This window comes from Streptomyces sp. BBFR2 (assembly GCF_044497305.1).
In the GTDB taxonomy this organism is placed as follows: domain Bacteria; phylum Actinomycetota; class Actinomycetes; order Streptomycetales; family Streptomycetaceae; genus Streptomyces.
In genome coordinates this window covers 6,107,200-6,132,485 of record NZ_CP172415.1, presented here as the reverse complement: position 1 = coordinate 6,132,485, position 25,286 = coordinate 6,107,200, and the positions used below count along the sequence as shown (strand labels likewise).

21 protein-coding genes, 1 pseudogene and 2 CRISPR repeat arrays are annotated in these 25,286 nt (G+C 68.2%); of the genes and pseudogenes, 12 read left to right on the top strand and 10 right to left on the bottom strand.

The features are described from left to right. Positions 1 to 141: 141 nt before the first annotated feature. A pseudogene (locus tag ACGH2B_RS25160) lies at positions 142 to 288 on the bottom strand (peptidase C39 family protein); the annotation flags it as partial. Between the two features lie 377 nt (positions 289 to 665). Between ACGH2B_RS25160 and ACGH2B_RS25155 the strand changes: the two are divergent. Beyond that, a complete protein-coding gene (locus ACGH2B_RS25155) occupies positions 666 to 851 on the top strand; it encodes a helix-turn-helix domain-containing protein (protein ID WP_399094202.1) in 186 nt (61 codons plus the stop codon). A 24-nt stretch (positions 852 to 875) separates the two neighbouring features. Continuing rightward, positions 876 to 3,104: direct repeats of the CRISPR family, unit length 30 nt; unit sequence GTTGGTACCCCTCTCAGGGGCGATGAGGTC. Between the two features lie 133 nt (positions 3,105 to 3,237). Here the strand turns inward: ACGH2B_RS25155 and cas2 are convergent. The 8 genes from cas2 to ACGH2B_RS25115 are packed head-to-tail and all read right to left on the bottom strand — an operon-like array spanning position 3,238 to position 11,083. Next, complete coding sequence (gene cas2 / locus ACGH2B_RS25150) at positions 3,238 to 3,501, bottom strand: CRISPR-associated endonuclease Cas2 (RefSeq protein WP_399094199.1); 264 nt, start codon at positions 3,499 to 3,501, stop codon at positions 3,238 to 3,240. Between the two features lie 6 nt (positions 3,502 to 3,507). Then, on the bottom strand, positions 3,508 to 4,488 hold the full coding sequence (gene cas1, locus ACGH2B_RS25145; protein ID WP_399094196.1) for a CRISPR-associated endonuclease Cas1: 981 nt from the start codon (positions 4,486 to 4,488) through the stop codon (positions 3,508 to 3,510). 2 nt (positions 4,489 to 4,490) lie between these two features. Beyond that, complete coding sequence (locus tag ACGH2B_RS25140; protein WP_399094193.1) at positions 4,491 to 4,988, bottom strand: CRISPR-associated protein Cas4; 498 nt, start codon at positions 4,986 to 4,988, stop codon at positions 4,491 to 4,493. Further along, a complete protein-coding gene (gene cas3 / locus ACGH2B_RS25135; RefSeq protein ID WP_399094190.1) occupies positions 4,985 to 7,396 on the bottom strand; it encodes a CRISPR-associated helicase Cas3' in 2,412 nt (803 codons plus the stop codon). The genes ACGH2B_RS25140 and cas3 overlap by 4 nt, the downstream gene beginning before the upstream one ends. A gap of 30 nt (positions 7,397 to 7,426) precedes the next feature. After that, positions 7,427 to 8,113, bottom strand: coding sequence for a CRISPR-associated protein Cas5 (gene cas5, locus ACGH2B_RS25130; RefSeq protein WP_399094187.1), 687 nt, complete (start codon positions 8,111 to 8,113; stop codon positions 7,427 to 7,429). After that, positions 8,110 to 9,135, bottom strand: a complete 1,026-nt coding sequence (gene cas7i, locus ACGH2B_RS25125) for a type I-B CRISPR-associated protein Cas7/Cst2/DevR (RefSeq protein ID WP_399094184.1) — start codon at positions 9,133 to 9,135, stop codon at positions 8,110 to 8,112. The genes cas5 and cas7i overlap by 4 nt, the downstream gene beginning before the upstream one ends. Next, entirely contained in the window at positions 9,132 to 10,592 is a 1,461-nt protein-coding gene (locus ACGH2B_RS25120) for a hypothetical protein (protein ID WP_399094181.1), read from the bottom strand. Before ACGH2B_RS25120 ends, cas7i begins: the two co-directional genes overlap by 4 nt. Then, positions 10,589 to 11,083, bottom strand: coding sequence for a CRISPR-associated endoribonuclease Cas6 (locus ACGH2B_RS25115; RefSeq protein ID WP_399094178.1), 495 nt, complete (start codon positions 11,081 to 11,083; stop codon positions 10,589 to 10,591). Before ACGH2B_RS25115 ends, ACGH2B_RS25120 begins: the two co-directional genes overlap by 4 nt. Positions 11,084 to 11,806: 723 nt before the next feature. After that, a CRISPR array of direct repeats spans positions 11,807 to 12,704; the repeat unit is 30 nt; unit sequence GTTGGTACCCCTCCAAGGGGCGATGAGGGC. Between the two features lie 688 nt (positions 12,705 to 13,392). On the opposite strand from ACGH2B_RS25115, the gene ACGH2B_RS25110 reads away from it, so the two are divergent. Then, entirely contained in the window at positions 13,393 to 14,331 is a 939-nt protein-coding gene (locus tag ACGH2B_RS25110; protein ID WP_399094175.1) for a DUF5655 domain-containing protein, read from the top strand. 95 nt (positions 14,332 to 14,426) lie between these two features. Here ACGH2B_RS25110 and ACGH2B_RS25105 read toward each other — a convergent pair whose 3' ends face one another. Continuing rightward, positions 14,427 to 15,173, bottom strand: a complete 747-nt coding sequence (locus tag ACGH2B_RS25105; protein ID WP_399094172.1) for a DNA-methyltransferase — start codon at positions 15,171 to 15,173, stop codon at positions 14,427 to 14,429. A gap of 574 nt (positions 15,174 to 15,747) precedes the next feature. Between ACGH2B_RS25105 and ACGH2B_RS25100 the strand changes: the two genes are divergently transcribed. The 10 genes from ACGH2B_RS25100 to ACGH2B_RS25055 all read left to right on the top strand — a co-directional run bounded on the left by ACGH2B_RS25100 (position 15,748) and on the right by ACGH2B_RS25055 (position 25,270). Further along, positions 15,748 to 16,890: a C40 family peptidase gene (locus ACGH2B_RS25100; RefSeq protein WP_399094169.1), complete on the top strand. Its 1,143-nt coding sequence runs from the start codon at positions 15,748 to 15,750 to the stop codon at positions 16,888 to 16,890. 90 nt (positions 16,891 to 16,980) lie between these two features. After that, on the top strand, positions 16,981 to 17,289 hold the full coding sequence (locus tag ACGH2B_RS25095; protein WP_399094166.1) for a DUF6112 family protein: 309 nt from the start codon (positions 16,981 to 16,983) through the stop codon (positions 17,287 to 17,289). 2 nt (positions 17,290 to 17,291) lie between these two features. Continuing rightward, positions 17,292 to 17,993, top strand: coding sequence for a hypothetical protein (locus tag ACGH2B_RS25090; RefSeq protein WP_399094163.1), 702 nt, complete (start codon positions 17,292 to 17,294; stop codon positions 17,991 to 17,993). A 27-nt stretch (positions 17,994 to 18,020) separates the two neighbouring features. Then, positions 18,021 to 19,409: an ATP-binding protein gene (locus ACGH2B_RS25085; protein ID WP_399094160.1), complete on the top strand. Its 1,389-nt coding sequence runs from the start codon at positions 18,021 to 18,023 to the stop codon at positions 19,407 to 19,409. Positions 19,410 to 19,543: 134 nt separating this feature from the next. Next, entirely contained in the window at positions 19,544 to 21,016 is a 1,473-nt protein-coding gene (locus tag ACGH2B_RS25080; RefSeq protein ID WP_399094157.1) for an SCO6880 family protein, read from the top strand. A 32-nt stretch (positions 21,017 to 21,048) separates the two neighbouring features. Beyond that, the gene (locus tag ACGH2B_RS25075) at positions 21,049 to 21,501 is read left to right on the top strand and encodes a DUF6238 family protein (protein ID WP_399094154.1); all 453 of its coding nucleotides are present in this window, start codon (positions 21,049 to 21,051) and stop codon (positions 21,499 to 21,501) included. Between the two features lie 25 nt (positions 21,502 to 21,526). Further along, on the top strand, positions 21,527 to 23,032 hold the full coding sequence (locus ACGH2B_RS25070) for an ATP-binding protein (protein WP_399094151.1): 1,506 nt from the start codon (positions 21,527 to 21,529) through the stop codon (positions 23,030 to 23,032). A 112-nt stretch (positions 23,033 to 23,144) separates the two neighbouring features. Next, the gene (locus ACGH2B_RS25065; RefSeq protein WP_399097304.1) at positions 23,145 to 23,801 is read left to right on the top strand and encodes a hypothetical protein; all 657 of its coding nucleotides are present in this window, start codon (positions 23,145 to 23,147) and stop codon (positions 23,799 to 23,801) included. A gap of 183 nt (positions 23,802 to 23,984) precedes the next feature. Then, positions 23,985 to 24,749: a hypothetical protein gene (locus tag ACGH2B_RS25060; protein ID WP_399094148.1), complete on the top strand. Its 765-nt coding sequence runs from the start codon at positions 23,985 to 23,987 to the stop codon at positions 24,747 to 24,749. Between the two features lie 23 nt (positions 24,750 to 24,772). After that, positions 24,773 to 25,270, top strand: coding sequence for a hypothetical protein (locus ACGH2B_RS25055; RefSeq protein WP_399094145.1), 498 nt, complete (start codon positions 24,773 to 24,775; stop codon positions 25,268 to 25,270). Positions 25,271 to 25,286 lie beyond the last annotated feature (16 nt).

Genomic DNA, 25,286 nt, shown 5'->3' with positions numbered 1-25,286 from the left:
CGGACACCAACCCCCAACCCACGCTCGCCCCGTACGAACACCTCCCCCGGAACAGGCGCGAGCACTGCCGCCAGGTGATGACGACGGCCTTCCGGAACCACCTCCCGGAAGGGGCTGCCGGTCCACCTGGCGGCATGGCCACTACACGATCCCGATCTCCCCCAGAACCCGCCGCTGCCCCGCCGTCAGATCCACCGGGAAGTACAGGTAACACACTCCCCCGCTACCGCTCTTGACCTGCCCCTTCGCGTCGTACCGCTTCGTGCGCAGCCAGATGTTCTCGAACTGGAACGCAGCTCTTTAGCAGATACCGCCACTCCTGACAAACACACAGGTCAAAGGGTTGGGCTCGTCCACGCCGAACGAGCCCAAGCCGAGCCGTGCTGACTTCGTGCTGAGTTCCACTGCCGCCCCTTACGGTCCGTTCAGGGGCGGTGTGCTGGATCGGTGCTGGGCTCCGTACCCCACACCGAGCAGCGGACACTCCTGGGACACAGACGCCCTCACGCTCCAACTCAAGCGATCTCATCTTCAAGGCAGCCGCCTATGCAAGCACCTCTTGTCGATGGCGTCAGCAAACTCAAGTGACGCTGCATGGGAACGTTTGGCGCGGCCGCGATCCGTCCTTATCGTGTCGCACTCCCGACCTACGGACGTGAACAGCTATGGATCAAAACATGTGGACCGTGCCGCTCCTGGCCCAGTTTCTCAAGAAGCCTGCCTCCTGGGTTTACGACAATCACGAAAAACAGGCCATCCCCAGCTTTCGTGTGGGGCAACAACTACGGTTCCGACCCAGCGAAATCAAGGACTGGCTGGAGAATAATTGCCGTGAGCAGGAGTCATCATGAACGCCGAGGCGCCGTGATGGTGATATCGATAACCCTTTCAGAGAGAATGAGGACCGACACGGCGACCACGCTCACCATGCTGGCCACTGCCGTCGGTACCCCTCTCAGGGAGGATGAGGGCCACGGTGGGGCCGGCGGGGCACGCGGAGGCTCTAAGCGCTGATACCCGTCTCAGAGGCGATGAGGTCACGGATCGGCGACGGCATCGGCCGGCTGAACCCGCTGTTGGTACCCCTCTCAGGGGCGATGAGGTCGTGGCGGACGGCGGCGTCGGGGTCGCCGTTGCCGTGTTGGTACCCCTCTCAGGGGCGATGAGGTCGGTGTAGTGGATGGACTGGTCGATGGCCCACAGGGTGTTGGTACCCCTCTCAGGGGCGATGAGGTCACCGCCCGGGGCTGCATTGTGCGAGTGGCCGACCGCGTTGGTACCCCTCTCAGGGGCGATGAGGTCCACCGTACGGTCACTCCCAGCTACGCGTCCGGTTGAAGTTGGTACCCCTCTCAGGGGCGATGAGGTCGAGGGGAGCGGGCCCGGTACCTCCGAGTCGGGAGCACGTTGGTACCCCTCTCAGGGGCGATGAGGTCCCCGGCGGAGTGCAGGGAATTGTTCGCCGCCTACGTGTTGGTACCCCTCTCAGGGGCGATGAGGTCCAGTGGGGCGGCCCCGGCCTCATCGCTACTGGCGTCGGTTGGTACCCCTCTCAGGGGCGATGAGGTCTTCCTCGCTGCCCTCCGCGCCGAGGGGGCGACCGTCGTGTTGGTACCCCTCTCAGGGGCGATGAGGTCCCGGGACCACGCGACCACCGGCAGGCCGACCGTCAGGTTGGTACCCCTCTCAGGGGCGATGAGGTCCAGCCGGATGCACACCAAGACCTCCCCCATGGGACTGTTGGTACCCCTCTCAGGGGCGATGAGGTCGTGAAGTCCTGACGGTGCTCATCTGGGAGCACCACGGGTTGGTACCCCTCTCAGGGGCGATGAGGTCGGCCTGCGCCCGGAGAAGGTGTTCCGCTTCGTCCTCGTTGGTACCCCTCTCAGGGGCGATGAGGTCCGGCGGCCGACGCCGAAGTTCAAGCCGGTGTTCTTCATGTTGGTACCCCTCTCAGGGGCGATGAGGTCCGGTGGAGCACTGGCCCACCGGCGCCGGGTACTCCGTGTTGGTACCCCTCTCAGGGGCGATGAGGTCCCGCATCTCGCGCCGCACCCCATGCCGCATCCTCCTCGTTGGTACCCCTCTCAGGGGCGATGAGGTCTGGGCGAAGGTGGACTTTCCCGCGCCCGGCGGGCCGAGTTGGTACCCCTCTCAGGGGCGATGAGGTCTCCAGAGCCGACGGGATGCGAACGCACCGCAGCTGGGTTGGTACCCCTCTCAGGGGCGATGAGGTCGCTGGCGGCCACCACCGACGGCGGCGTCCACGTCGCGTTAATACCCCTCTCAGGGGCGATGAGGTCGACGCTTCGCCTCACCGAGCAGACCAAGGCGATGGCGTTGGTACCCCTCTCAGGGGCGATGAGGTCGCCGTCCGCGCCGACGTCCTGCGGCATGAACGCCGCCAGTTGGTACCCCTCTCAGGGGCGATGAGGTCGCCCGCACCTCCGCCTCAGACACACCGCCCCCTTCGGCGTTGGTACCCCTCTCAGGGGCGATGAGGTCCCTCTGAGCGACGACCTGGCGTTCCTCGACATCGTCACGTTGGTACCCCTCTCAGGGGCGATGAGGTCGTTCCAGCGCCAGCGCGAGCGCCGCCACCTCCACCATGTTGGTACCCCTCTCAGGGGCGATGAGGTCTCCTGCCCCGAGGGCGCGTCGTGCGGTTGTCACGCGAGTTGGTACCCCTCTCAGGGGCGATGAGGTCGCGAGGAGGTGATCCGTCCGTGCCGTCGGGGGTGCGAGTTGGTACCCCTCTCAGGGGCGATGAGGTCCGTACGGGCGCCGGGCCCAGATTCCCCACCGGCAAGTTGGTACCCCTCTCAGGGGCGATGAGGTCCCTGGCACCCGCAGGAAGGGGAGCGTCCCGGCGTCGCGTTGGTACCCCTCTCAGGGGCGATGAGGTCCTCCTGCGGGAAGTTCCGCACGGTGGATCGTCTCTACGTTGGTACCCCTCTCAGGGGCGATGAGGTCATCAGCGCCGCCAGGTACTACGACGACCTCTTCGGGTTGGTACCCCTCTCAGGGGCGATGAGGTCGAAGGCCGCCACCGACCCGGCCGTCCAGGAGCGCATGTTGGTACCCCTCTCAGGGGCGATGAGGTCCCCACGGTAAATCTGCAGGTCGGAAGGCAGCTTTAGCGCCTCCTGGACGGCGATCCTTCAGCAGACCTCCGGTGACGTTACCGACTTCGGAGTGTTGCTGAAATTACGGGCCACACCCACGACGATATCGCTGCTAGATGACGTCGGACGGTGCAGGCTCAGTCGCACCCCATTCGTGGCGTACGGGTGTGGCCCCGGGAGGGAAGCTGTAGACGAGGACGTTGTCGTATGACAAGTCCAGGACGCCCTCGACCTCTGCCTGGAATCGTCGGAGTTGGGCATTGGTGAGGTTGCCTTCGAAGACGCTGCGTTGGACGTGGTGGAGGTACCGGCGGCAGGTTCGCAGGATCCTTGGGTTTCGTTCGGCGGCGGTGTCATAGACGACGACCACGTACATCGATTGTCACCACCAGATCCGAAATGGCTTGTACGCGGTGCCTTCCAGGCATCTGCGGGTGAGGGCGAGCGCGTCGAGGTAGAGGAGTTCGTCGTAGGCCACGGGACGTCCAAGGCTGCGGTGGGCGACCGTGACCGCGAACTCGTCTCGGACTGCTTGGACGACGAATTTGCGGCCCGGTTCGCTCAGCATGGCCTGGTTGGTGTCGCGGTCGAAGTGGTGCTGTTTGAGCTGGTTGCGGTTGGCCATGCGCAGGAGGAGGCGTTCGGCGAACAGCGGCTTGAACATTTCCGAGAGGTCGAGGACGAGGGAGTGTCGCTGCCGTTCGATGCTGCTGTGGAGGAAGGCGATGCCGGTGTGCAGCGGCGTCAGGCGCAGGGCGGTGAGGACGCGGGCGTAGGTGATGCCATTGATGTAGCTGATGAAGGCGTTCCCCGCGTTCTTCGGTGGGCGTCGGCTGCGGCCGCCGAGTTGGAGCCAGGTGGGGAGTTTGGTGTCGAGGACTTCCCAGGCAGAGCGTCGGAAGGTTCCTTCGGCGCCCATCAAGTGGGCTGTGGAGTCGGCGGTGTGCAGGGTGTTTTGCAGTACGGAATAGGGGCGGGCGAGCAGTTTGCGGTCGATGACGCGGCGGACGTTGAAAGCACAGGAGTCGACTATGGTGCGTGCGATCTCCAGACTGGCTGTAGGGTTTTCGGCGAGCTGGGCTTGGGCCAGGACGGTCTCGCCGGAGGTGCTGGTGTCGGAGGTGAGGAGGGAGCCGGCGTAGTCGCCGTAGTAGCTGAGGAAGTGGACGTTGATGCGGTGCCGGTTGAGGAGCGCGATGACGGATGTGTTGATGTCGGTTTCGGCGCACGCGATGACGTCGCGGACATCGGTTACCGGAATGTAGACGTCGGGTGCGGATTCACGTGTGATGACGAGGGATTGGTCTTTGCGGCGGATCCGGCACGGGGTGGTCAGCCAGTAGGTTCGGGAGGCTGCGGGCATGGTCATTCCGTCCAGCAGTAGTCGGTGAAGCTGCATCCGTGGCACCGGCTGCGGGCCAGGCAGTCTGGTGAGGTGGCGGCTGCCGCGACGGTGAGTACGTCGGCGATGTCGGCTTCGGCCAGTTGCGCGGCCTCGGGTGTGTAGAGGTGGCGTTGCGTTCGTCGGGTCTTGGGGTAGTGCAGGACGGCGCCTTTGACGTCGATGCCCAGGTGGTGCAGTCGGTGGCAGTAGTGCCGGCCTTGGGCTGCGTCGGCCGCGGTGGGGCGGGTAGATGATTTGACTTCGTGGACCCAGTGGTGGCCGTCAAGGAAGTCGAGGCGCGCGGCGCCGAGGTCGACGGGGCTGTTGCGGTTGTACGAGGTGTCGTGAACGGCTTCGCCGAGTTGGACGGTCGCGCTAAGGTGTTCGGGACGGATACCTCGGAGGTAGAGCCACAGTTGGCGGCGGCAGTGGTAGAGGTATTTGATGTGGACGCCTCCGACGTCCTGCGTGGTGATCACAGGACCTCGCCCGGCTGGTACGTCTGCTGGGGCATCCTGTTGACGCTGGTCAGTCCCCGGTCAGTGGCGTATTCTCCGTCGATGATCCGGACGTTGAGGCGTCTTTCGTAGGTGGCCAGGCGCCCTGTCCAGTGCGGCATGGGGATGAGGTATTCATCGGCGAGAAGGCGGCCCGCAGCAGGTTCGGGAGCCTGCTGGAGAGCTGCTTCATAGGCGTCCAGGTCGGTGGCGAGGATCGCTTCGGTGCCGTCGAAGAGCTTGTCGAACTGCTCGGTCAAGTGATCCCGGTCGTCATAGGGGTAGTCGAATCGGAGGAAGGCTCGCTCGAAGGCATCGCGGTGCTCAAGGACCTCGGTGCGCCACTGAGCCCCCCAGGCGCTGGTGTAGATGGTGTCGAGCCATTGAGTCGCGTCGGCTTCGTCGACAATGCGGCCATCCTGTTCGGTAAGGATGTCCCATCCGGCTTCGACCGGCTCGCGAGGGTAAATACCATCTGCGAAGTGACCGTTGGATCCTCGATGGGTGGTCCATGCCGGTGCGTGGACGATGACGTCGGCCGGTGGTCGCGATGCGATGCGGTTGATGCGGCCGAAGCGCTGCAGGAGGGCTTCGAGTGGGGCCGCGGCGGTGAACAGGACGTCGAAGTCCACATCGAGGCTGACCTCCACCACCTGCGTGGCCACGAGCAGGCCCGGTTGCCGTGGTCCGCGGGTGCCGAAGCGCTCGGTGATGTCCTTCTCGATGGCGGAGCGGTCCCTGCGTTTGAAACGGGAGTGCAGCAACAACGCGGATCGGGGGCCATGGTGTGCGTGGGCTGCGGGGGCGAGGGTGTCGTAGAGCTCCAGGGCGTGGGCGACGTTGTTGGCGACGACGAGAACGCTGTCGCCGTTGGCCAAGCGGCGACGGATTTCGGTTGTGGCCTGGGGGTCGGTCAGGTGGTAGTCGCGGGTGGTGAGCCGGTGGCGTGGTGGTAGTCCCAGGTCAGGACTGTGTACCTCGGTAGTGCTGTGGGCCAGGGTCTGTGTGAAGAGTGTGGCCAGTGCCTTGGGCAGGGTGGCGGAGAGTACGGCGATCCTGCCGCCGAGGCGTTCCCACAGGCGGGCGCTGGCCAGGATGTAGCCGAGGCGTTGGGCGTCGTAGGCGTGCAGTTCGTCGAGGATGAACACGGAGTTGGTGGCGTCGACGAGGATGCCGGAGTGGGCGGGGCCGGCCAGGGCGGCGCGCAGCAGTTGGTAGGGCGTGCCGACGCGGAGGGTTTCCTGGAAGAGCTTGGTCGCTGCGGCGCGGGAGACGGCTTTGGCTGCGGCGTCGGCTCGGCAGGGAGTGCCGTCGGGGTCACTGTCTTGGCCGTCTTCGGGGGCGATGGCGCGGGCGAGGTGGTAGGAGGCGGCACGGGAGTGGGCCACGCCGACCGCCCGTTCGTTGTCCAGGAGTCCTTGGAGGCGGGTGGTCATGGCGTTGATGGAGGCCAGGTAGGGCAACGTGTAGAAGACGCGGGGGACGCCGCCTGTGTGATCGGCCAGGTGGGCGACTTGGGTGGCGGCCCAGAGGAGGGCGGCCTCGGTCTTTCCGCTGCCGGTGGGGGCCCGCAACAGCAGGTGCCCTACTACGTCGCCGGCAGCGATCTGGTGGGGCCGGGCCGTGGCGCCGCGCTGGGCCAGGTGCTTGTCGATGCGGGATCGGGTCGAGGCGTCCAGTGGTTGTGTGGTGGCCAGTTGCTGGTGGGCGGAGGAGAGGTGGTCGGCCAGGGTGACCGCGCCTTGGAGGAGGACGGCGGTCAGTCCTTCGTCCGGGTCTGCGGAGCGGAGCGACCAATGGTCGAGAAGCTGCCCCAGCATCTCGTGGGTCGTCGTCAGCAGGGTCGGCAGGATCAAGCCGGAAGGGGCGGTTGGAGCGTGGATGGGGAGGCCCGCGGCGGCCGCCGTGGCGCGTAGCCAGTCCAGCAGAGCGGTGGCGCCGGTCTCGGGGATGGGGGTGAAGCGGTCGCGGATTTCCTCTACATCACTGAGTCCGTAGAGGGTCTGCAGGTCGCGGCCGGCTTCGCCTGTCAGTGGCCGGTGGTGGGTAGCGACGGCGCTGGCCACCCACAGCAGCAGGTCCGGATCGTTGACCAAGTGCGGAAGGAAGCCGAGGGAGAGGACTTCGTGGCGTTCACCCCAGATGCGGGTCCTGCCGCGGAGCATGTCCTGGAATCCGTCGGGGAGTTTCCCGGCGTCGTGTGCGAGGGCGGCCAGGGCCGTAGCGGCCCAGAACTTCCCTCCCACGATGGTCTCGGCGACCTCCAGGCGGCCCACTCTCCGCCGCAGCTCGCCTGCGGCGGAGAGGGTGTCGGATAGGTGGCTGGTGAGAAGTTCCGCCGGACGGTTCGCCCTGGCGCTCTTCGCCAGGAACTCGGTGAGGGGATCCAACGCGAGAGCGCCTTTCGCGCGAAGGGGCGTTCAGGTGGGCTGAGAAACGTCGAGCGTCACCGGGTGCGGTGAGCCCAGAGGGACCAGACCTTGGCCCTGTGGAGTTGACCAGCTTCCGGGTAGGTGGGCGTGCGCGCGGCCGGTGGCATCGAAGCGGAAAGAGCCCCATCGCGTACGTCCGCGATCGACGCTTACAGCGGCGGGCAGTCGCAAACGTGTTCCGAGCGCGTCCTCAAGTCCATCGGGGATGAGGGCTGAGCCTTGGAATCCGGGCTCGCTGAGGACGGGAACCTGTCGTAGGCGGAGACCTACGAGGTCCTGACTTCGGCCCAGCCTCAGTGGCCAGCGCGGTCTGCGCAGCCGAGCTCGCCACAGATCCAGGTCGTCGAAGAGCCACAGCCGCAAGGTGGCATCGGCGAGGAACTCCCGCTGGCGAGGTGCCGGAGTCGTCGCCTTCCCGGACGCGTCCAGAGGGTGGTAGGTCTCCAGATCGGTGCCCTGACCGCGGGCGTGGAAGGTCATGGCGAAGACCATGTTCGGGTCGACCTCACTCCAGCCTCCGGCAGCGGCGGCGAGCATGCCCCCCACCGTCGTCGGGGCCGGGCAGGGAAGCGTGACCTGCACACCGGTATAGAGAGGGTTGCGGAAGGAGACGACCGGAGCGGTGACGGTCACCTCCAGCGCCTCCCGTTCCCCCCGGAGGGTGTGTGGCGTCATGACTGCGAGTCCTCGAACCAGCTGTCGTGGGTACCGTCTTCGATCTCCTTGGCCAGACCGGTGAGGATGCGGCGCGGGTGGTCGAGTACGACCTGGCCGGCCTCGATGAGGTCCTCCAGTTCACGGCGCACCCGCTCGCGTTGGTCCCCCAGGAATCCTGGGGCCCAACCAATCCTGATCGCACCGTCGAGCTCGTCGGCCCACGCATGGAGTTCTTCGCGGAGCACGTCCGTGGAGAACTCCGGCTTGCCATCCCGCTGCCCGAGAACGCGAGTGAAGGGGTTCACTCCGCCCTTGAGCGGAGCCAAGACAACCATGGCCGCCGTTCGGTCCCCATAGTGCAGAGCCTGCTTCGCTCCTCCCCGCAGCACCGCCATCGTCCGCAGCAGCAGTCCCACTCGGCGCCGACGCTCTGCAATCGGCAGTCGTAGTGCCGCAGTTCCGCGGAAGGTCACCTGATCCGCTCCGGCAGCGGCCGCTTCCTTGGCGGCCGTCGGGCTCAGGGCGACCCGTAGTCCGCTGCCGTCGGTCTCGAACACCCCGGCCCGCGGCAGATCCAGCAAGATGTCGCCGGCCAGGGCCGAAGAGTACAGCTCGTGCTGGTGAATGACCGGGTGTTCCCCCGCCGGGAAGTCACGGCTCATCGTGCCGAAGTCCGACGTCGGCCGCTGCGGCACCACGGATACCAGCGTGCCGGTGGCCAGGACCGTATCCCGCTGGAAGCTCTCCTTCTTGACCGCCACCATGTAGCCGAACAGGTCATCGTCCAAGAACTGGTCCGGGCGGCCTGCGGTGTATGCCTGCTGGTTCTGTCCCTTACCCGAACGGGTCACCGCGGAGCGTGGTTCGCCCGCGGGCAGGCAATCGCGCAGCCAGCGACGGAACGCCTGCGCGGAGACGTAGGGGTAGGTGTCGCGGCCGACCCGCAGCGCCTTGACCTTGCCGACGTTGTCTTCACCTTCGCCGTTGTTCGGGGCACCGGCCACGACATCCTGCACGATCTTTCCCACCAGAAAGCTCACTGGCCCTCCTCCTCATCCTCGTTGTTGATGAACTTGCGGTCGGCCTCGTCCAATTCGGCCAAGACCTCATCCGGTTCCGCATCGTCATCCGGTGTCCAGCCCCTCCGGGCCAGCTCTTCCAGCACGCTGATCAGCAGCAGATCTCGGTGCAGCCAGCCCCGGTTTTCCTGCTCGACGTCGAACAGCAACACATGGGCCCGCACACTGATCAACGGCCCCTCGGCGAAGAGTCCAGGGTCGGCGGCCCACGCCACGCTCTGCTTCGTCAACCAACCTCGCAACTTCCCCGGGGTCCGGAGCAGGCGTCGAAGCTCCTTGAGCGGAGCGATGCTCTTCTCCTCGGCCCAGAGGCCGGCGAGCTTGTGTCCGGTGGCCCGGATCTCGGCCAGGTCTTTCTCGTTCACCTGCATCACCTCATGTGCGAAAGTCACCAGCAGACCAGCCACCTCGGCCGCCGCTACTACGTCGGGATCCGGCGCCTCCATCAGAGACGTCAGGCCCCGTGTCCCGGTGGAGAGAATGCGAGTCGGTGCACGGAACGCATTGCGCGCCAGTCCCACCGCCCCGGACACATTCGTTGTCCGATGGGCTCGTACCAGGACGGTGAAGGCGCGGCGCAGGTCCTGCAGCCGACTCGTGCGACGCAGCCACTCCGCCAACGGCTGGGAAACGCTGTGGCTCTCCAGTAGCTGGCCGCGGTTGTTGTTGTTGAAGATCAGCAGATCCACCCCTGCGGTGAACCGCTCGCTGTAAGCGCGCAACGCCCGCATTGCCACCAGCTCACGGCTTTCGGTCTGCCGTTTCGACTCATCCCCGCTGACCGCGAGGCGACGATTGCGGCCCACTTGCCGTGTCACGACCTGGGCGAGGAAAGGCTCATTCCAACTGTGCAGGGCCACCGACGAGCCCCCCGTCAGCTGGCACCCATACGGCAATGCGTAGAAGGACGCCAGACACGGCCAGCACAGCGCCAATCCCTCATGGCCGCGTGGCGTTGTGTTCCGGTATGCCTCACTCTCGGCCAGCACCACGTCGCGCTTACCGTAGAACCCGCAAGCCTCCCGCCCACACAACGCACAGCCGACTCCCTCGCCGAGCGCCGCTTCAGGTTCGGTCAGCCAGGCCCGGACCGCTTCCCGCACATCCGCATCTGACTTCGGACGTCCGTCATCGGTCTTCCCTTTACGTCGGCCCGGATGGTTCATCGGGGAGTTGGGGAAGAACGACAGGCTCATCTTCTGCCAGAACCCGTCCACCGCCTTGCTCTCCCGCACCGACGCCTGCACCGCGTTCCCGACCAGCTCCTCGACCGCACGCTCAAAACCCCCCGGGCCCAGCAGCTCCGGATCCCGCTCCCCTGCCAGGGCCGCGAGCGCATACGCCCCAACCCGCTGCAGAGGATGAGGGGTCAGCACGAGCTGCCACTGACGGTCGGCCTCCCCAATCGGGGGCGTCATGCCTTCACCCATCCGAAGCCAGCGGAATTCGCCTGGCCCAGGCCCCAGCTCCACAGCGCGCGCAATGTCTCCGGCGGGCCGGACAGCTCCACCTCAACCGCGGCCCCAGGCTTCAACCCGCTCCCCACAGCGAATGACCGCTTCGGCCCGACCCAACTCACGGACTCCAGCTCCACCCCGGCATCAAGGCCCAGGGTCTCGGCCTTGCGACGAAGGTTCCCCTGCATGTACGCGGGCCACTCCGGCTCTCCAGGCAGCAACCATGCCTCCCGCGGGCCCATCGCGCCCGTCGCGTCCCGGCCCGAGCCCTTCATCACCACTGGTGTCGCGGTGCGCCACCGCACTCGCCCTGCCCCGAACTCAGGCGGCTCCACCGCCCGCATCCCCGTCAGCCGCAAAGCCACCCCACCCCAGTCCAGCAACTCGCGGCCGGCCAGGCCCGTCCCCAGTGCCTCCACTACCTCCGGCAGCGGGCTGCCGAACTCAAGCACCCCACGACCACCGGCCGCATACCGCCCGCGGCGGCGACGCGCCGCGGGAAACAGAGGGGCTCCGTGTCCAAACGGCGCCATGCCGTGTCGGCCCCATCCCTCCGCGTGTAGGCGCGCTCCCAGCCCGGGAGCCGCCCGCCCCAGAAGGTCGTAGACGAGCCCTCTACCTGGTGCCAACACACTCACCCACGGCAACTCCGGCGCGGCCGTCATCACCTCCACCCGCAACCTCATCCGTTCCTCCACAAAAAAATCCCGATACCCAAGCCGACTTCGAATACCGCCCAGCAGTGCGTAACGCCACTCACGAAAGCATCGGGACTCCCCGCCGCCACATCCCCAAAAATCAGCCAACATGACTGGTAGAAGGAGGTTTTGAAAAATTGCACCTTCCGAACGTCTGCACCTGCAATGACATCAGTCCCAGGGGCATCGCGATGCGACGAGCCAAGGACCGTGTGCTCCTGACGAACGCCACCATCAGACACAGCCCATCCGACTGAGATTCACCTCGGCCATCACAAATCGGCATCCACTTGTCAGTGCTACCTGCCACCATGGAGGAGCGCCCGCGACCGCCTGCGCGTCGGATACGGAGACTCTTAGTCGAACGCCGCGCAGCGGGAACGTTCCTGCCGAGAGTCCACACACAGAGAACAACGCAGCTACCCACTCAAAGGTGGCAACGACACGCAGCAAGAGCCTCAGCGCTGTCCAGGCCCACCGTTAGCCCCTCCAAGGGACGATGAGGGCGGCACGACGGCCGGCACATCACGTGGGGCCATCTCGCATTGGTGACCCTCCTAAGGGACGATGGGGACGAACCGCACACGCCGGTTTCCCCGGCAACGCCTCACCATGTTGGAACCCATCCAAGGGGCAATGAGGACGTCGGTGGTGAACGCCGTGACGAGCGCGGCCCCGTGTTGGTACCCCTCCAAGGGGCGATGAGGACCCACGCTGTACTGCGGGTTGGCGCTGGAGCGTTTCACGTTGGTACCCCCCAAGGGGCGATGAGGGCCCGAGCTGCGCGATCTGCTGAGCGTCCCCGACGCCATGTTGGTACCCCTCCAAGGGGCGATGAGGGCTCGTCCTGGGCGAGGTGCCGGGAGGGCTCGTCGCCGAGTTGGTACCCCTCCAAGGGACGATGAGGGCCGGAGCCCCCGGCATCGTGGGGACGCCCTCCAGCGGCCCGTTGGTACCCCTCCAAGGGGCGATGAGGGCGCCTGCCGTCGAATTCGTACGGGTCGTCCATCTCGTGTTGGTACCCCTCCAAGGGGCGATGAGGGCGTCGTCGTGGTGATCTCCGGGGGGGGCTCCGGACGATAGTTGGTACCCCTCCAAGGGGCGATGAGGGCACGCGCACACCCCGACCGGCGCCCTCATCGCCGCGTTGGTACCCCTCCAAGGGGCGATGAGGGCGTGGAGGTGTCGTCCGTGAGGGGCGTCGCTCCGTACAGTTGGTACCCCTCCAAGGGGCGATGAGGGCCCGGTTCGGCACCAGCAGAGACCGGCCTGTGCATCAGTTGGTACCCCTCCAAGGGGCGATGAGGGCCGCCCCCGGGGATCCGCTGACGCACCCGGCGCTCGCGTTGGTACCCCTCCAAGGGGCGATCCCACAGTAAAACCGCAGATCAGGGGCGGATGCAGCAGCACGGACCAGAAGGATTTTGCAGCAAACCTCCGGTCGTGCTCTTGGGACCGGCGTGGCGCTGAAACTGCGCCACGACTGCCGAGCAGAACCGCGGCAGAGGTCACTCTACTGGTACGTGCACCTACCAGTACCTCGGCCACGAAGCGGGCCATATCTGTGTTATCGATAGGAGCTGTGAACGCACTGCGTCAATACCCTTCCATGCTCCAGTGCCTCTATCGGCGAGTGTGACCAACAGGCACGACGCACGCGTGGTGCGCGTGACTCTGGTGTACTCCCGATTCTCCGGCCGCTACTCCGGCCCGGCAGCATGCTGAGGCGCATGGCTGTCGGGCTCCCAGGCGTTTCGCGACATCTGTCCCCTACCTCCTCGGAATCGCCACGATGCACCGGAAGGAGAGGCATTGCCCTGCCAAGTTCACGGTGCGCCCTGGGCTTCGCATCGCGCGGTGTAGTCGCACCGCAAACGAGCTGCGCGTACTCGGCGAGCCCAATGCCGGCGACCAGCCCTGCTGAACACGTCGTGCCGCAAGCTGTGGGGACTGAGCTGGCCCGTCGAGCAGCAGGTGCAGTTCCCGCGACCATGGGTTTCCTTGGCGGAATACTCCCACGCCCATTTCGATTACCCCCTCGTACCGATCGTGGAGGGGGCCTGGTGACCGACCTGATGCTGTTTCGGCAGGATGCTGCTGGCCGTGACGTGGAGCTTCGGGGTTCGGCGGTGGCGTTGGAAGTTGAGCTTCAACGTCGGATCGAGGCCGGGATGGAGGAAATGCTGGGGATCCGGTTCCTGGCCTCGGAGTACGTGACGGGGCCTTGGCATCGGGGGCGGATCGATACGCTCGGACTCGATGAGAACAACTCTCCCGTGGTGATCGAGTACAAAAAGGGCGCCGAGAGCGGTGTCCTGTCTCAGGCCGTTTCGTATCTGTCGTGGCTGGACTCGGCGCACCACGAGTTCGAGGCGCTGGTCAAGGAGAGGTTGGGTGAAGAGGTCGCGGAGTCGGTCGATTGGCGCAACGCGCGGATGGTCTGTATCGCGGCGAGCTTCTCCCACCACGACCGGGTCGCGGTGCAGCGGCTGCGCGAGCGAATCGATCTGATCCGCTACCGGGTCTTCGACGGCGGGCTGCTTAGCCTGATGCTGGTCGACTCCTCCCCAGGAGTTCCGCATCCCGGTCCGAAGCGGCAGCACCGTCGAGCGCCGGATCTGCCCGGCCCCGACGACGGTGTCAGCAGCAGATCGTCGTTCCAGGCGACCCCGGTCACCGCGCCTTCCTCCTTGCAGGCCCTGTACGCCGAGTTGGACGAGGGCCTCACCGCGTGGGGTGAGGTCGAGGTGGTGCCTCTTCGGTACTACATCGCCTACCGGCGCATGACGAACCTCGCCTCGGTGGTCTTCCGACCGAAGCACGAGGTGATCTTGCTGTATCTCTCCCTTGACCCGGACAGGATCGATTGGGAGGAGGGCTTCACGCGCGATATGCGCGGCGTGGGGCATCACGGGACGGGGGACGTGGAGGTGCGGATCACGTCGGCAGGCGATCTGGAGAAGGCGGAGCCGTTGATCCGCATGGCGTTCCAGGCGGCCTGACAGGCGGAAGGGCGGCTGGTGTATCGGATTCACGATGCACCAGCCGCCCTCTTTCCATCTGAGGTTCGCGAGTTCCGGTCTGATGGTTCTCACGTTCACTGCTCCGGTCCCGCCAAGGCGAAGTCGTCCTGGGTCAGTTCCTCCTGGAGCCTTCGCTCGGCGATGTCGGCGTAGTGCGACGACAGTTCGATGCCTACGAACTTGCGGCCTTCGCGTAGGGCGGCGATGCCTGTGGTGCCGCTGCCGGTGAAGGGGTCGAGGACGGTGCCACCTTCGGGGCAGATCTGGACGAGCTGCTGCATGACCTCGACGGGCTTCTGGGTGATGTGAACTCGACCCTTGCGGGGCTGGGAGGCGGTGAAGTCGCCGGGCAGGTAGAGGTCGCGGTCCCGGTCGAGGGTGCCCTTGACGCCCCAGGTGATGAACTCGGCCGACTGCTTGAAGCCACCCTTGCGGGGCCGGCTGGCGGGCTTGATCCACGGGATGGTGCCACTCCAGGTCCAGCCCGCCATCTGCAGGGCGTCGGAGGTGGTCGGCTCCTGGCGCCAGTCCGAGAAGACGACGGCGACCGCGTGCTCGGTGGACGCCCGGTACGCCTCGGTGAGCAGGGCGGTCAGCCAGCTTCGGTAGCTGCGCTGGTCGCGGTTTTCTCCGGGGAAGTTCTCCAGGTCGTGCGCGCTGTTGCTGGTGACGTACTTGGCGCGTGCGGTGCGGCCGGTGCGGTCCGAGCTGGTGCGTCCGCCGGAGTTGTAGGGCGGGTCGGTGATGACGGCGTTGACGCTCTCGTCGGGCAGGTTCTTCAGCACGGTGAGGGCGTCGCCTCGGTGCAGCGTGTAGCTCATGCGGGGGCCTCTTTCAGGGCGCGGAGGGACTGAACCTCCGCTCTCCGGACGGCGCTCAACGGCGGTCGCGTCGAGCGAGGTGCGCCGGAGGTTAGCCGCGATTCCCAGCCGCGCCTAACGAACCGTGCCGTGCTCCAGGGCTGGCCGTGGAGGTCGTTTGGTGCGGCCGGAATTCCGTTCTACTGTCTCGCCTCGTCACCGGGAAGGAGCCCCGCTCACCCTGCTGACCTGTGCTGACCAGGACTTTTGCGCCTCATGCGCGGCTCGGACAGCATGCCCTCTCGTTATCGACTCCGTGAGGAGCACCTTGTGTATCGACTGAGATTACGAGCGCGGCTGGCTGCCGCGCGTGACCTGATACCGGCGTCCGGGAGCTACCAACTCCTCTGACCTGGGCCCGTCCTGAGAGGCGGATTCACATCGGCGCGGTGCCGACGGCTTTGCACGAGAAGTCGGCGCCGCGCCTCCTACGAACTCAAGGAGCCGCTGCGATGCAGCATGCCCTGATACGCCCACGCCCTGGCCCGGCGCCGTTCTCCATTCGGAGCGGTCGCCTTGGTGAACGGCGGCGGCGATGAAGAAGACCGTCGGAGCCACGGTCGGGCTCTGCGCCACCGCACCCTTGCTGCTGGCCGTCCCGATCCTCGCTATCGGCGCCGGGAGCGCCTCCGCCGCCTGCCCGACCAGTAGCTCGCAGGGTGTTGATGCTTCGGCCGTTGCCGCTCAGGTGAAGGCGATCCTGGCCGGCGGCGGTAAGGGGGCGGTCTCCGTTCCTGGACTGGGCCGTCCGTCCGAGCAGGTGCCGAACGCCAAGACCATCCAGGCCACCGGGGTCGCGATGGGCATCCCGGCCCGCGGGCAGATCGTGGCCCTGGCCACCGCGCTACAGGAGAGCGGTCTTCGGAATCTGTCGTACGGCGACCGCGACAGCCTGGGTCTGTTTCAGCAGCGCCCGTCGCAGGGCTGGGGGACGGCTAGCCAGATTCTCGACCCGGTGCACGCGTCGGCGAAGTTCTACGCGGGGCTGAAGAAGGTGTCGGGCTGGGAGTCGCTCTCCGTGGCCCAGGCCGCGCAGGCGGTGCAGCGGTCCGGTTTTCCCGGCGCGTACGCGAAGTGGGAGCCGTTGGCCACCGCGCTGCAGAAGGCGATCGCACCCCTGCTGCCGAGGGGCGACTCGGCACCGAGTCCTTCACCGTCCGGCTCGGACGCCGTGAACAGCGCCGCGCCCGGTGGCGCGGGCGGCTGTGCGGCCGGCGGGGACGGGACCGGCTTCGGGAAGATCCCGCCCGGCGCGGTGCCGGCCGGATACAAGATTCCGGCGGATGCTCCGCAGAAGGCGCGGACGGCGATCCGCTGGGCGCTCGGTCAGCTCGGCACGCCGTATCAGTGGGGCGGTCGTTGTACCGATTCCCACGGCGTCGATCCCATGGGTCGTTGCGACTGTTCCTCGTTGATGCAGCAGGCGTACAAGGCCGCCGGGGTGTCCCTCACGCGGACGACGTATACGCAGGTCAAGGAGGGCACGTCGGTCTCGGCCGATGCTCTTGAGCCTGGTGATCTTCTCTTCACCGAGGGGACGGCCGCGGTCCCCGAGCACGTCGGCATGTTCATCGGCCGGGGTCTGATCGTCAACGCCCCGCACACCGGCGACGTGGTCCGCATCGCGACCCTCGCGTCCTGGAAGCCGCAGATCCTCGCGGCCCGCCGAGTCCTCTGACCGGCGCTTTCCCCCTCCCTCTCTCCTCTTTCACCGCCGCTTCGCCCCTTCGGGCTTCAGCGTGCCCATATTCGAACTGGAGTTCTTGTCGTGGTTCTCGCCGACACACTCATCCAGCTTGCCTACGACCCCGGAATCAAGCCGAACAGCGGCGGGTTGCCCGGCCTGCCGGTCCTCAAGCAAGTGATGGGCTCCGTCTCCCTCTTCGCGATCATCGCGGTGGTCGGGGCGCTCGTCGTCAGCGCAGGCGTCTGGGCCTGGGGCCACCATTCCGGTGGTCACCAGGCCGAGGCCAACGGCAAGAAGGGCGTCCTGGTCAGCGCGGGCTGTGCGCTGTTGCTGGGCGCCGCGAACGGGACGGTCGCGTTCTTCAGCGGGCTGGGAACGCAGGTCCACTGACCATGACGAAACGTTCCCTCGCCTCTGCCTCCCGCAGCGGGGGCCCCGGCGGCGCATCTCGCGTGCGCCGCCGGGCGCTGCTCGGCAGCGTCGTCCTGGTGGTGCTCGTCACCCTCGCCGGACTGACCGCATATCTCACCCGCGACGGCCGGAGCCAGTCCAATGATGCGGCAGCACATGCGAGTTCAGCCGCTCCGACCACCTCGCCGTCCACGGCCTCCTCGCCCGGGACACACCCCAAGTCCCTCCCGGCCCCACCGACCACCCGTGACCCGGTCGTGTTCGGCAAGGCCGCCGCGGCGGCTCTGTGGTCCTACGACACCCGGGCGTACTCCCGGCGTGAGCTGGTGTCCGCGCTGCGCGGGTGGCTGACGCCGGAGTCCAAGTACGCCGACCGGGCGTCCGTCGACGCGATCGTCCCTTCGCCTGTGCTGTGGAAGGAAATGGCCGCCAACAGGCAGTTCGCCACGGCCACGGTGCACGAGGGCCACTTCCCGGACGCCTTCACCAAGGCCCTGAAGGCAGACCCCGGAGCGATCACTCGTACGTCCGTCTACGCCGTCACGGTCTCCGGAAAGCAGTCGATCGCCTGGAAGGGCTCGCCCGCCGCCGGCGCGGAGAGCCGCTTCACGACCCTCGCGGTCCAGTGCCGACCGAACCATCCCTGCGCGCTGGCCGGCGTCATGCCGTCCGTCGCGCCCTGACCTCTCCTCCGGAAAGGAGGTATTGCCATGGGAGTCTGCGACCTCCCGCTGATGGACTCGGTGTGCGGCGCCGTCGACTTCGCCACCAACCCTGCCGGGACCGTCACCGACGGCATCGGAGCGTGGATCGCGAAGTCGGCGGGCGAGTTGGCGGCCACCGCCTCAGATCTCGCCAGCAAGGCCGTCAACCAGACCACCGCCATCGACCTCGGTGCCGGGTGGTTCCGGGACAACTACGCGCTGCTGCTGCCCATCGGGCTTGCCCTGACCGTCGGCACGTTCTGCATCCAGCTGATGCTCGCGGCCTGGCGACGGGACGAACGCGCCCTCGCCCAGGCCGCGATCGGCACGATGACCGGTGTCCTGTTCTCCTTCTGCGCCATCGCCTTCACCTCGGTTGCCGTCACCGTGGTCGACGCCCTGTCCGACGGCTTGTTCCACGCCGCCAACACCTCTGTCGACGACGCGATCCGCCGCGTGATCAAGGTCAACGCCTTGGGGGCGATGTTCGGCTTCGGGTGGGGCGTTCCCACCCTGATCGCCTTCGGCTGCGCGCTCGGCGCCTTCCTGTACTGGGGCGTGATGGTCGCCCGCAAGGTCGGCGTGCTGGTCATGGTGGCGCTCGCCGTCTTCGCCGGTGCCGGCGGTGGCTGGGACGTCGCCAAACGTTGGCGGCGCGGCTGGATCGAGGCCACCGCCACCTTGGTGGTCTCGAAACTCCTGATGACCGTGGTCTTCTTGATCGGCGTCTCCGCCATGGGCGCCTCCGACACGCACGACGGCATGAGCGCCCTGTCCGACGCGATGGCGGGCCTTGTCGTGATGGTCTTGGTGCTGTTGTGCCCGTACGCGACCTACAAGTTCGTCCACTGGGCGAGCGACGGCGGCGGCCAGGACGATCTGCACCGCACCGGAGTCGCCGGCCTGGCGGTTGCCGCCGGAGCTGCGAAGACCGCGGGCACCCTGGCCGTGCAGGCCGGGGTCGGAGCACCTTCTCCGCAGGGGCCGAACCAGGTCCCCGGCACGGGTGCCGACGGGGTCGCCTCCGGGATCAGCCCGTCGGGCGGGAGCCTCAGCAAGGAGGGGATCGACGCCGGTGTGCCCAAGGCCCGGACCAGTTTCCGGTACGGCGAAGATCCGAACGCCTCCGGCGATAAGGGACGGGCGCGCATCCAGCGCCCCGGAATCCCTGCACTGATCACGCGGCCCGGCGAAGCCGACGCGGGAGTCTCCGGCGCAGGCCCCGCCGACACCTCCGGTATTCCCGCCGGTGCCTCGGCTCCGGTCGGCGGCATGACCCGGGTGGGTGCGGCGTCACCTGCCGGGCCGCCGCCGGCTTCCGCTGGTCCGTCGGCGGCCGGTTCGCCGACGCCGACGAACTGGGTGTTCCCCAAGCAGCCGCCTCCGGGCGCCTGACCACCACAACAGGGGCGGGCTGTGCCCCGCAGCCCGCCCCTCCCTCAGCCGACCACCGGATACGGAGTCCGCCGGGCCCTCCAGAAGAACGTCCCACTCCCCCGTCTCCGCACGCTCCCCACCTTGGAATCGCCATGTCTGACAAGCCCCCGGCCGAAGCCGTCACGGCCACCGTGAAGTTCCCCCACCGCAGCAGGCGCGGCATCCTGCTCGGCCTGACCGCCCCGCAACTGATCACCGTGGGCGTCGTTGGTCTCCTCCTGTTCGCCGTGATCCTCACGCGCGGCGTGACCGGCGCTCTCCAGGTCATCCCGCTGTGGGCCGCCACCGCGCTGTTCGTCTTCTTCCGCTACCGCGGCCGGGCCCTGGCCGAGTGGGCGCCGATCGTCGCCCGTTACGCCCTTCGCCGGATGCGAGGGCATCTGGTCTGGCTCACCCGGCCCTCCCGCCGCCCGGTCCGCGAAGGGCTTCTTCACCTGCCCGGGACCGCGGCCAGCCTGCGGGTGATCACCGCCCCCGACGGCCGGTACGGCGCGGTCCACCACCCGCACACCGGCACGCTGACCGCCGTCGTCAAGGTGTCCTCCCGCGCCTACGCGCTGCTCGACCCGGCGACGCAGAACACCAACGTCAACGGCTGGGGACGCGCGCTGGCCGCGCTCGCCCGCACCGGCCAGATCGCCCGGATCCAGGTGATCGAGCGCACCGTCCCGGACTCCGGTGACGCGCTGCGCCGGTACTGGGAGGAGAACGGCCACCCCGACGCCCCGGTAGCAGGGGCGCTCTACGGTGAGCTGATCCAGAGCGCGGGACCTGCCGCAGCTCCCCACGAGGCGTACGTCGCGATCTCGCTGGACACCAAGGCCGCGCGGCGTCTGATCAACCAGGCCGGCGGCGGCCTGACCGGCAGCTTCAGCGTGCTGGCGCAGTTGACGTCGACGTTCGACCAGGCCGCGCGCACCGCCGGGCTCAACCCGACCGGCTGGCTCACCGCCGCCGAGATCGCGGCCGTCGTGCGCACCGCGTACGACCCCAAGGCCCTGTCCGCGCTGGACCGTTGGTCCCCTGCCGGGCGTCCCGAGGCGGATCCTGCTGCTGCCGGTCCCGTCGTGGTCGTGGAGAAGGCGGACCACATCGCGACCGACTCGGCCGTCCACGCCACGTACTGGGTGGAGAACTGGCCCCGGACCGAGACGTCGGCGGGCTTCCTCCACCAGGTCCTGTTCACCGCCGGGGTCCGGCGGACACTGTCGCTGTCGTACGAGCCGAAGGACCTGGACGCCGCCCTGCGCGATGTGCAGCGCAAGAAGGCCAGTGTGATCGCCGACGCCGCCGAGCGGGCCCGGCGCGGCCAGGTCGATTCCGAGGCGGATTCGGTCGAGTACCAGGACATCAAGTCCCGGGAGCGGCAGCTCATCTCGGGCCACGCGGATGTCGCGCTGACCGGTCTGCTGACCGTCTCGGCCGACTCCGAGGAGGAACTGCGTTCCGCGTGCGCGGTCGTGGAGACGGCGGCCGTCGGCGCGCAGATCGATCTGAGGCCGCTCACCTGGCAGCAGGCCGAAGCGTTCACTGCCGCCGCCATGCCGCTCGCCCTCGCCGCCTGACCCCGGCCCCACCGCCTCCGAGAGAGCACTTCATGTCCCGCACCATCAGCCCGTCCGCGCAAGACTTTGTGCCTTTCGCGACCGCCGCGCTCGACTTCCACCGCGCCCTCAACATCCCGGCCGGGCCCCTCGTCACCACCCGCGACGAGCTGGACGCCCTGCACGCCCACCTCGTCGCGCTGCACGCCGTGCTCGACGCCCACGTCACCCGCACCGGGCAGCTCATCCCGGCCGAAGGCGACCAGCTCCGGACCGCCCGCTCCCGCATCTGGCAGGCCGCCGACCACGTCCACGCCGCCTACCACGCGGCGCCCCGGCCGGACTCCGGCGCAGTACCCGCACCCGAGGCGTGCCAGGCCGGGCTGCCCGAGGGGGCACCCGAGCTGACCATCTGCCAGCGCCACCAGCGCACCGCGCACCTGGTGCGCCGCCGCACCACCCCGGCCGACCTTCACTCCCCGTTCACCGGCCTCATCCGCCGCTGAACCGCCCGCTTTCTGGAGAACGCTCATGCCCCGCCCTCGCGCCAGCGCCTCACACTTGTTCGTCCCCCGCAGGGCCTCCCGCGCCCAGCAGCGTGCCGCCCGTACCGGTTTCGCCGAGGCCCGCCGTCAGGCCCGTCTCGCCGGAGCCCCGCCCCGCCACCGCGCCGAACAAACCCGAGATCCGGAACTTCGTCCGACGTACCCGCCGTCCGGGCGCCCCGGCCCTTCCTCCGCCCGCGGCGGCAAGCTCCGCCTGCCCGCCCACCGGATGACCACCGCCACCGTGTCCGGGGCCTACCCGTTCCTCGCCGAGGGCGGCCTGGGCGCGGACGGCATCTTCATCGGCAGGGACGTCCACGCCGAGGCCGCGTTCTGCTACGACCCGTTCTCGCTGTACAACAGCGGGCGGATCGAGGGCTTCACCAATCCGAACGCTGTCCTGGCCGGGATCATCGGCATGGGCAAGTCCGCGCTCGCCAAGTCCATCGCCACCCGGGCCATCGCCCACGGCTACCGGATCTACGTCCCCTGCGACCCCAAGGGCGAATGGACCGCCGTCGCACAAGCCCTCGGCGGCCACAGCATCGCCCTGGGCCCGGGACTCCCGGGCCGGTTGAACCCCCTGAACGCACCGGCCCGGCCCGCCTCGGTGAGCGAGGAGGACTGGTCGGCCGAGGTCCGCAAGCGGCGTCTGCTGCTCCTGGCCGGCCTGGCGCGCACCGTCCTCAAGCGCGATCTCCAGCCGATGGAACACACCGCGCTGGACCTCGCCCTCGACCTCGTCGTCACCGAAGCCGAGGCCGGCGGCACGGTGCCGCTGCTCGGCGACATCGCGCACACCCTCGGCTCACCCGAGCGCCTCGACCGCGCCCTCGGCAACCATGCCGGACACATGGGAGCCGCAGCGCAGGACCTCGCACACGCCCTGCGCCGCCTGGTCCACGGCGACCTGAGCGGGATGTTCGACGCCCCATCGACGGTGTCGTTCGACCCGACCACCCCGATGCTGTCCATCGACCTCTCCCGCCTCGGCGGCTCCGGCGACGACACCGCCCTGGTCCTCGCCATGACCTGCGCCTCCGCATGGATGGAAAGCGCCCTCGCCGACCCCGACGGCGGACGCCGCTGGGTGATCTACGACGAAACCTGGCGCGTGATGCGTCACGTCGGCCTGCTGGAACGCATGCAGTCACAGTGGAAGCTCAGCCGCGGTCTCGGCATCGCCAACCTGATGATCATCCACCGCCTCTCCGACCTGCTCAGCGCAGGCGACGCCGGCTCCCGCGGCCGGGTACTGGCCGAGGGCCTCCTGGCCGACTGCTCCACCCGGATCATCTACCGCCAGGAACCCGACCAGCTCACCGCCGCAGCCTCACTGCTCGGCCTGACGGGCGTCGAGACCCAGGCCGTGTCCGCCCTCACCAAGGGCCGGGGCCTGTGGAAAGTCGCAGGCCGGTCCTTCATCACCCAGCACCTCCTGCACCCGGCCGAACGCGAACTGTTCGACACCGACGCCCGCATGGCCGCCTAGTCCAGGCCCTCCCCGTCACCACTCACCGCCCGTTCCTGGTGAGCAGCAACGCCGAAAAGTGAGAACCATGATCAATTCCTCCTCGTCGTCGCCCGGGTTCCGTGAGGAGCAGATGGAGACGGCTTCAGACCCCTTGGCATGGCGGCATCACGTTCCTGCGCTGGCCGCCGCCGCTGCGGGCATCCGGCGAGCATCCGATGCCTGGGACGCGGTCTCGGACTCCTTCTGCGACGACGTGGGCTGGCCCATCGATGAGAAGGGCTACGAGGCCGGCAAGGTCGCACGCGACGCCGAAGCATGGAAACACGTCGAGGTCTTCCTCGACCACGGCCCCGAGGTCCTGGCCGGTGTCCGCGCCGCCGCCCGGGACGCCGACTACGCCGAGGGGCCGATCAGTAACGGCCTCCGCCGACTGCGCGGCATCGACACCACGCTGGAACGGGCGGGTCGGCTCCATGAGGAGTGGGAGCAGGTCATGGCCCTCATGGACGCCTCACAGCCCGGCTCGCGGGGACTCTACGGCGACGAAGCTCGGAAGATCCGCAACGGCGAAGGGTGGCACTACGCCGACGAATTGTCGTACCAAGGCGCGGCGCTGGCTCAGGCGGCCGACTACCTGGTGACCCGGGCCGATCAAGATCGCTCCGCGCCACCCGACCGTGCCCAGGCAGCCCGTGCACGATCCACGACCGGCACCCGCCCGGTGTCGCCCACAATCCCTCCGGCGCCGCCTACGGCGCCTCCGGCTGCCCCGCGTCGCACCCGCTGACGCTCTAGCACCGACTTCCGGCAAGGCCAAACCCGCCGATCACCGCATCCTCGTGGAACACCGCCACCTCTACCCGCCCCGGTCGTCGACCGCACCCCACCTCGGAGCGCGCCATGCCCCTCACCAGCAGATCCGCCTCGGCCTCCGCCCCCCTTCCCCGAGCCTGCACCGGATGGATCTGCCATGCCCACCCCCGCTCAAGAGCCGCTGCTCGACATCGCAGTCGGCCACCATCCCGACCACGGCATCGTCGCCACGAACCCGAAACAACTCGCCGCCGGCACCTGGATGCTGGAACGGCTCGACTTCCACCCCGTCCCGGACCACCCGACGCTGTACGCCCTGGATGACCAGCAGCACGACGGGCAGGCCCGTACCACCCGGGCCGTGGCGTTGCTGCGTAAGGCCGGCTACCAGGTCGACGCGGACGCGGCGTTCGACCCCGCCCTGGACTCCGGCGCGGCCTTCGCCCGTGGCCGGGCCCTGCGGGCGGAGCCCGACGTCGTGTTCGCCGAGCATCCGCAGCTCGGCATCGTCGCGGCCACCGGCGACCACTCCTCCGCGTTCGGCGGCCGGCGCCTCCTGGAAGAGCACGGCTGGCGGCATGCCCCGGAGCTGGACATCTACACGCTGCCCGCCACCGACCGTGGCGAGGCACTGGGGAAGGTCGCCAGCGCCACGGTGTCGATGCACCGGTCCGGTCTCCGTGTAGCCGTACAGCCTCTCCTCGCCCGGGACGTATCAGCGCGCCACTTCCCTGCGCCCGCGGCCCGCCACGAGCGCGGTCAGGAATCCACCGCCCGCGCATCCCCTCTCGGCGCTGCCGCGCTCGCCGCCAGCCCGGCCCGCACCGGCATCCCGGGCAAGCCACCGATTCCTGCCCCCGCCGTCTCCGCTGTGTCCGGAGGGCCGGTCGACCCGCGCATCGCCTTCTCCCGCAACCGCTGACCCTTCCGTAAGGAGCAGTTCCCATGGCCGTGAAGACCATCTGGCAGATCGCCCACTCCTGCGGCCACTCGGCCGAGCGCGACCTGTCCGACCGGGCGGCCGACCGCCGCGCGGGCTTCGCCGAATGGCTCGCCAAGCAGGAGTGCACCGACTGCTGGCGGGCCTCCAAGGAAGACGACGAACAGGAAAAGGCGGCCTGGCTGAAGGCCAAGCGGGCCGAAGAGCAGGCCGCGTCCGAAGCCTGGTCGCAGCAGTACCGGATGCCCCCGCTGGAGGGGACCGAGCGAGCCGTCGCCTGGGGCGTGCGCTGCCGTCACCAGGTCCTGACCGCCGCCTACACCGCCCTCGTCCTCGAAGGGGAGACCGACGAGACGGAGTGGGCCGAGATCGAGGAGACCGCCCGCACCCTCACCCGCGCCGGGTGGTGGATCGACCAGCGCTTCTCCGAACCCGACGACCTCACCGAGCTGCTCCACGCCGCCACCACGGCAGACCGGCCGACCGAAAACCCCTACTTCTGACCTGCTGGTACCCACC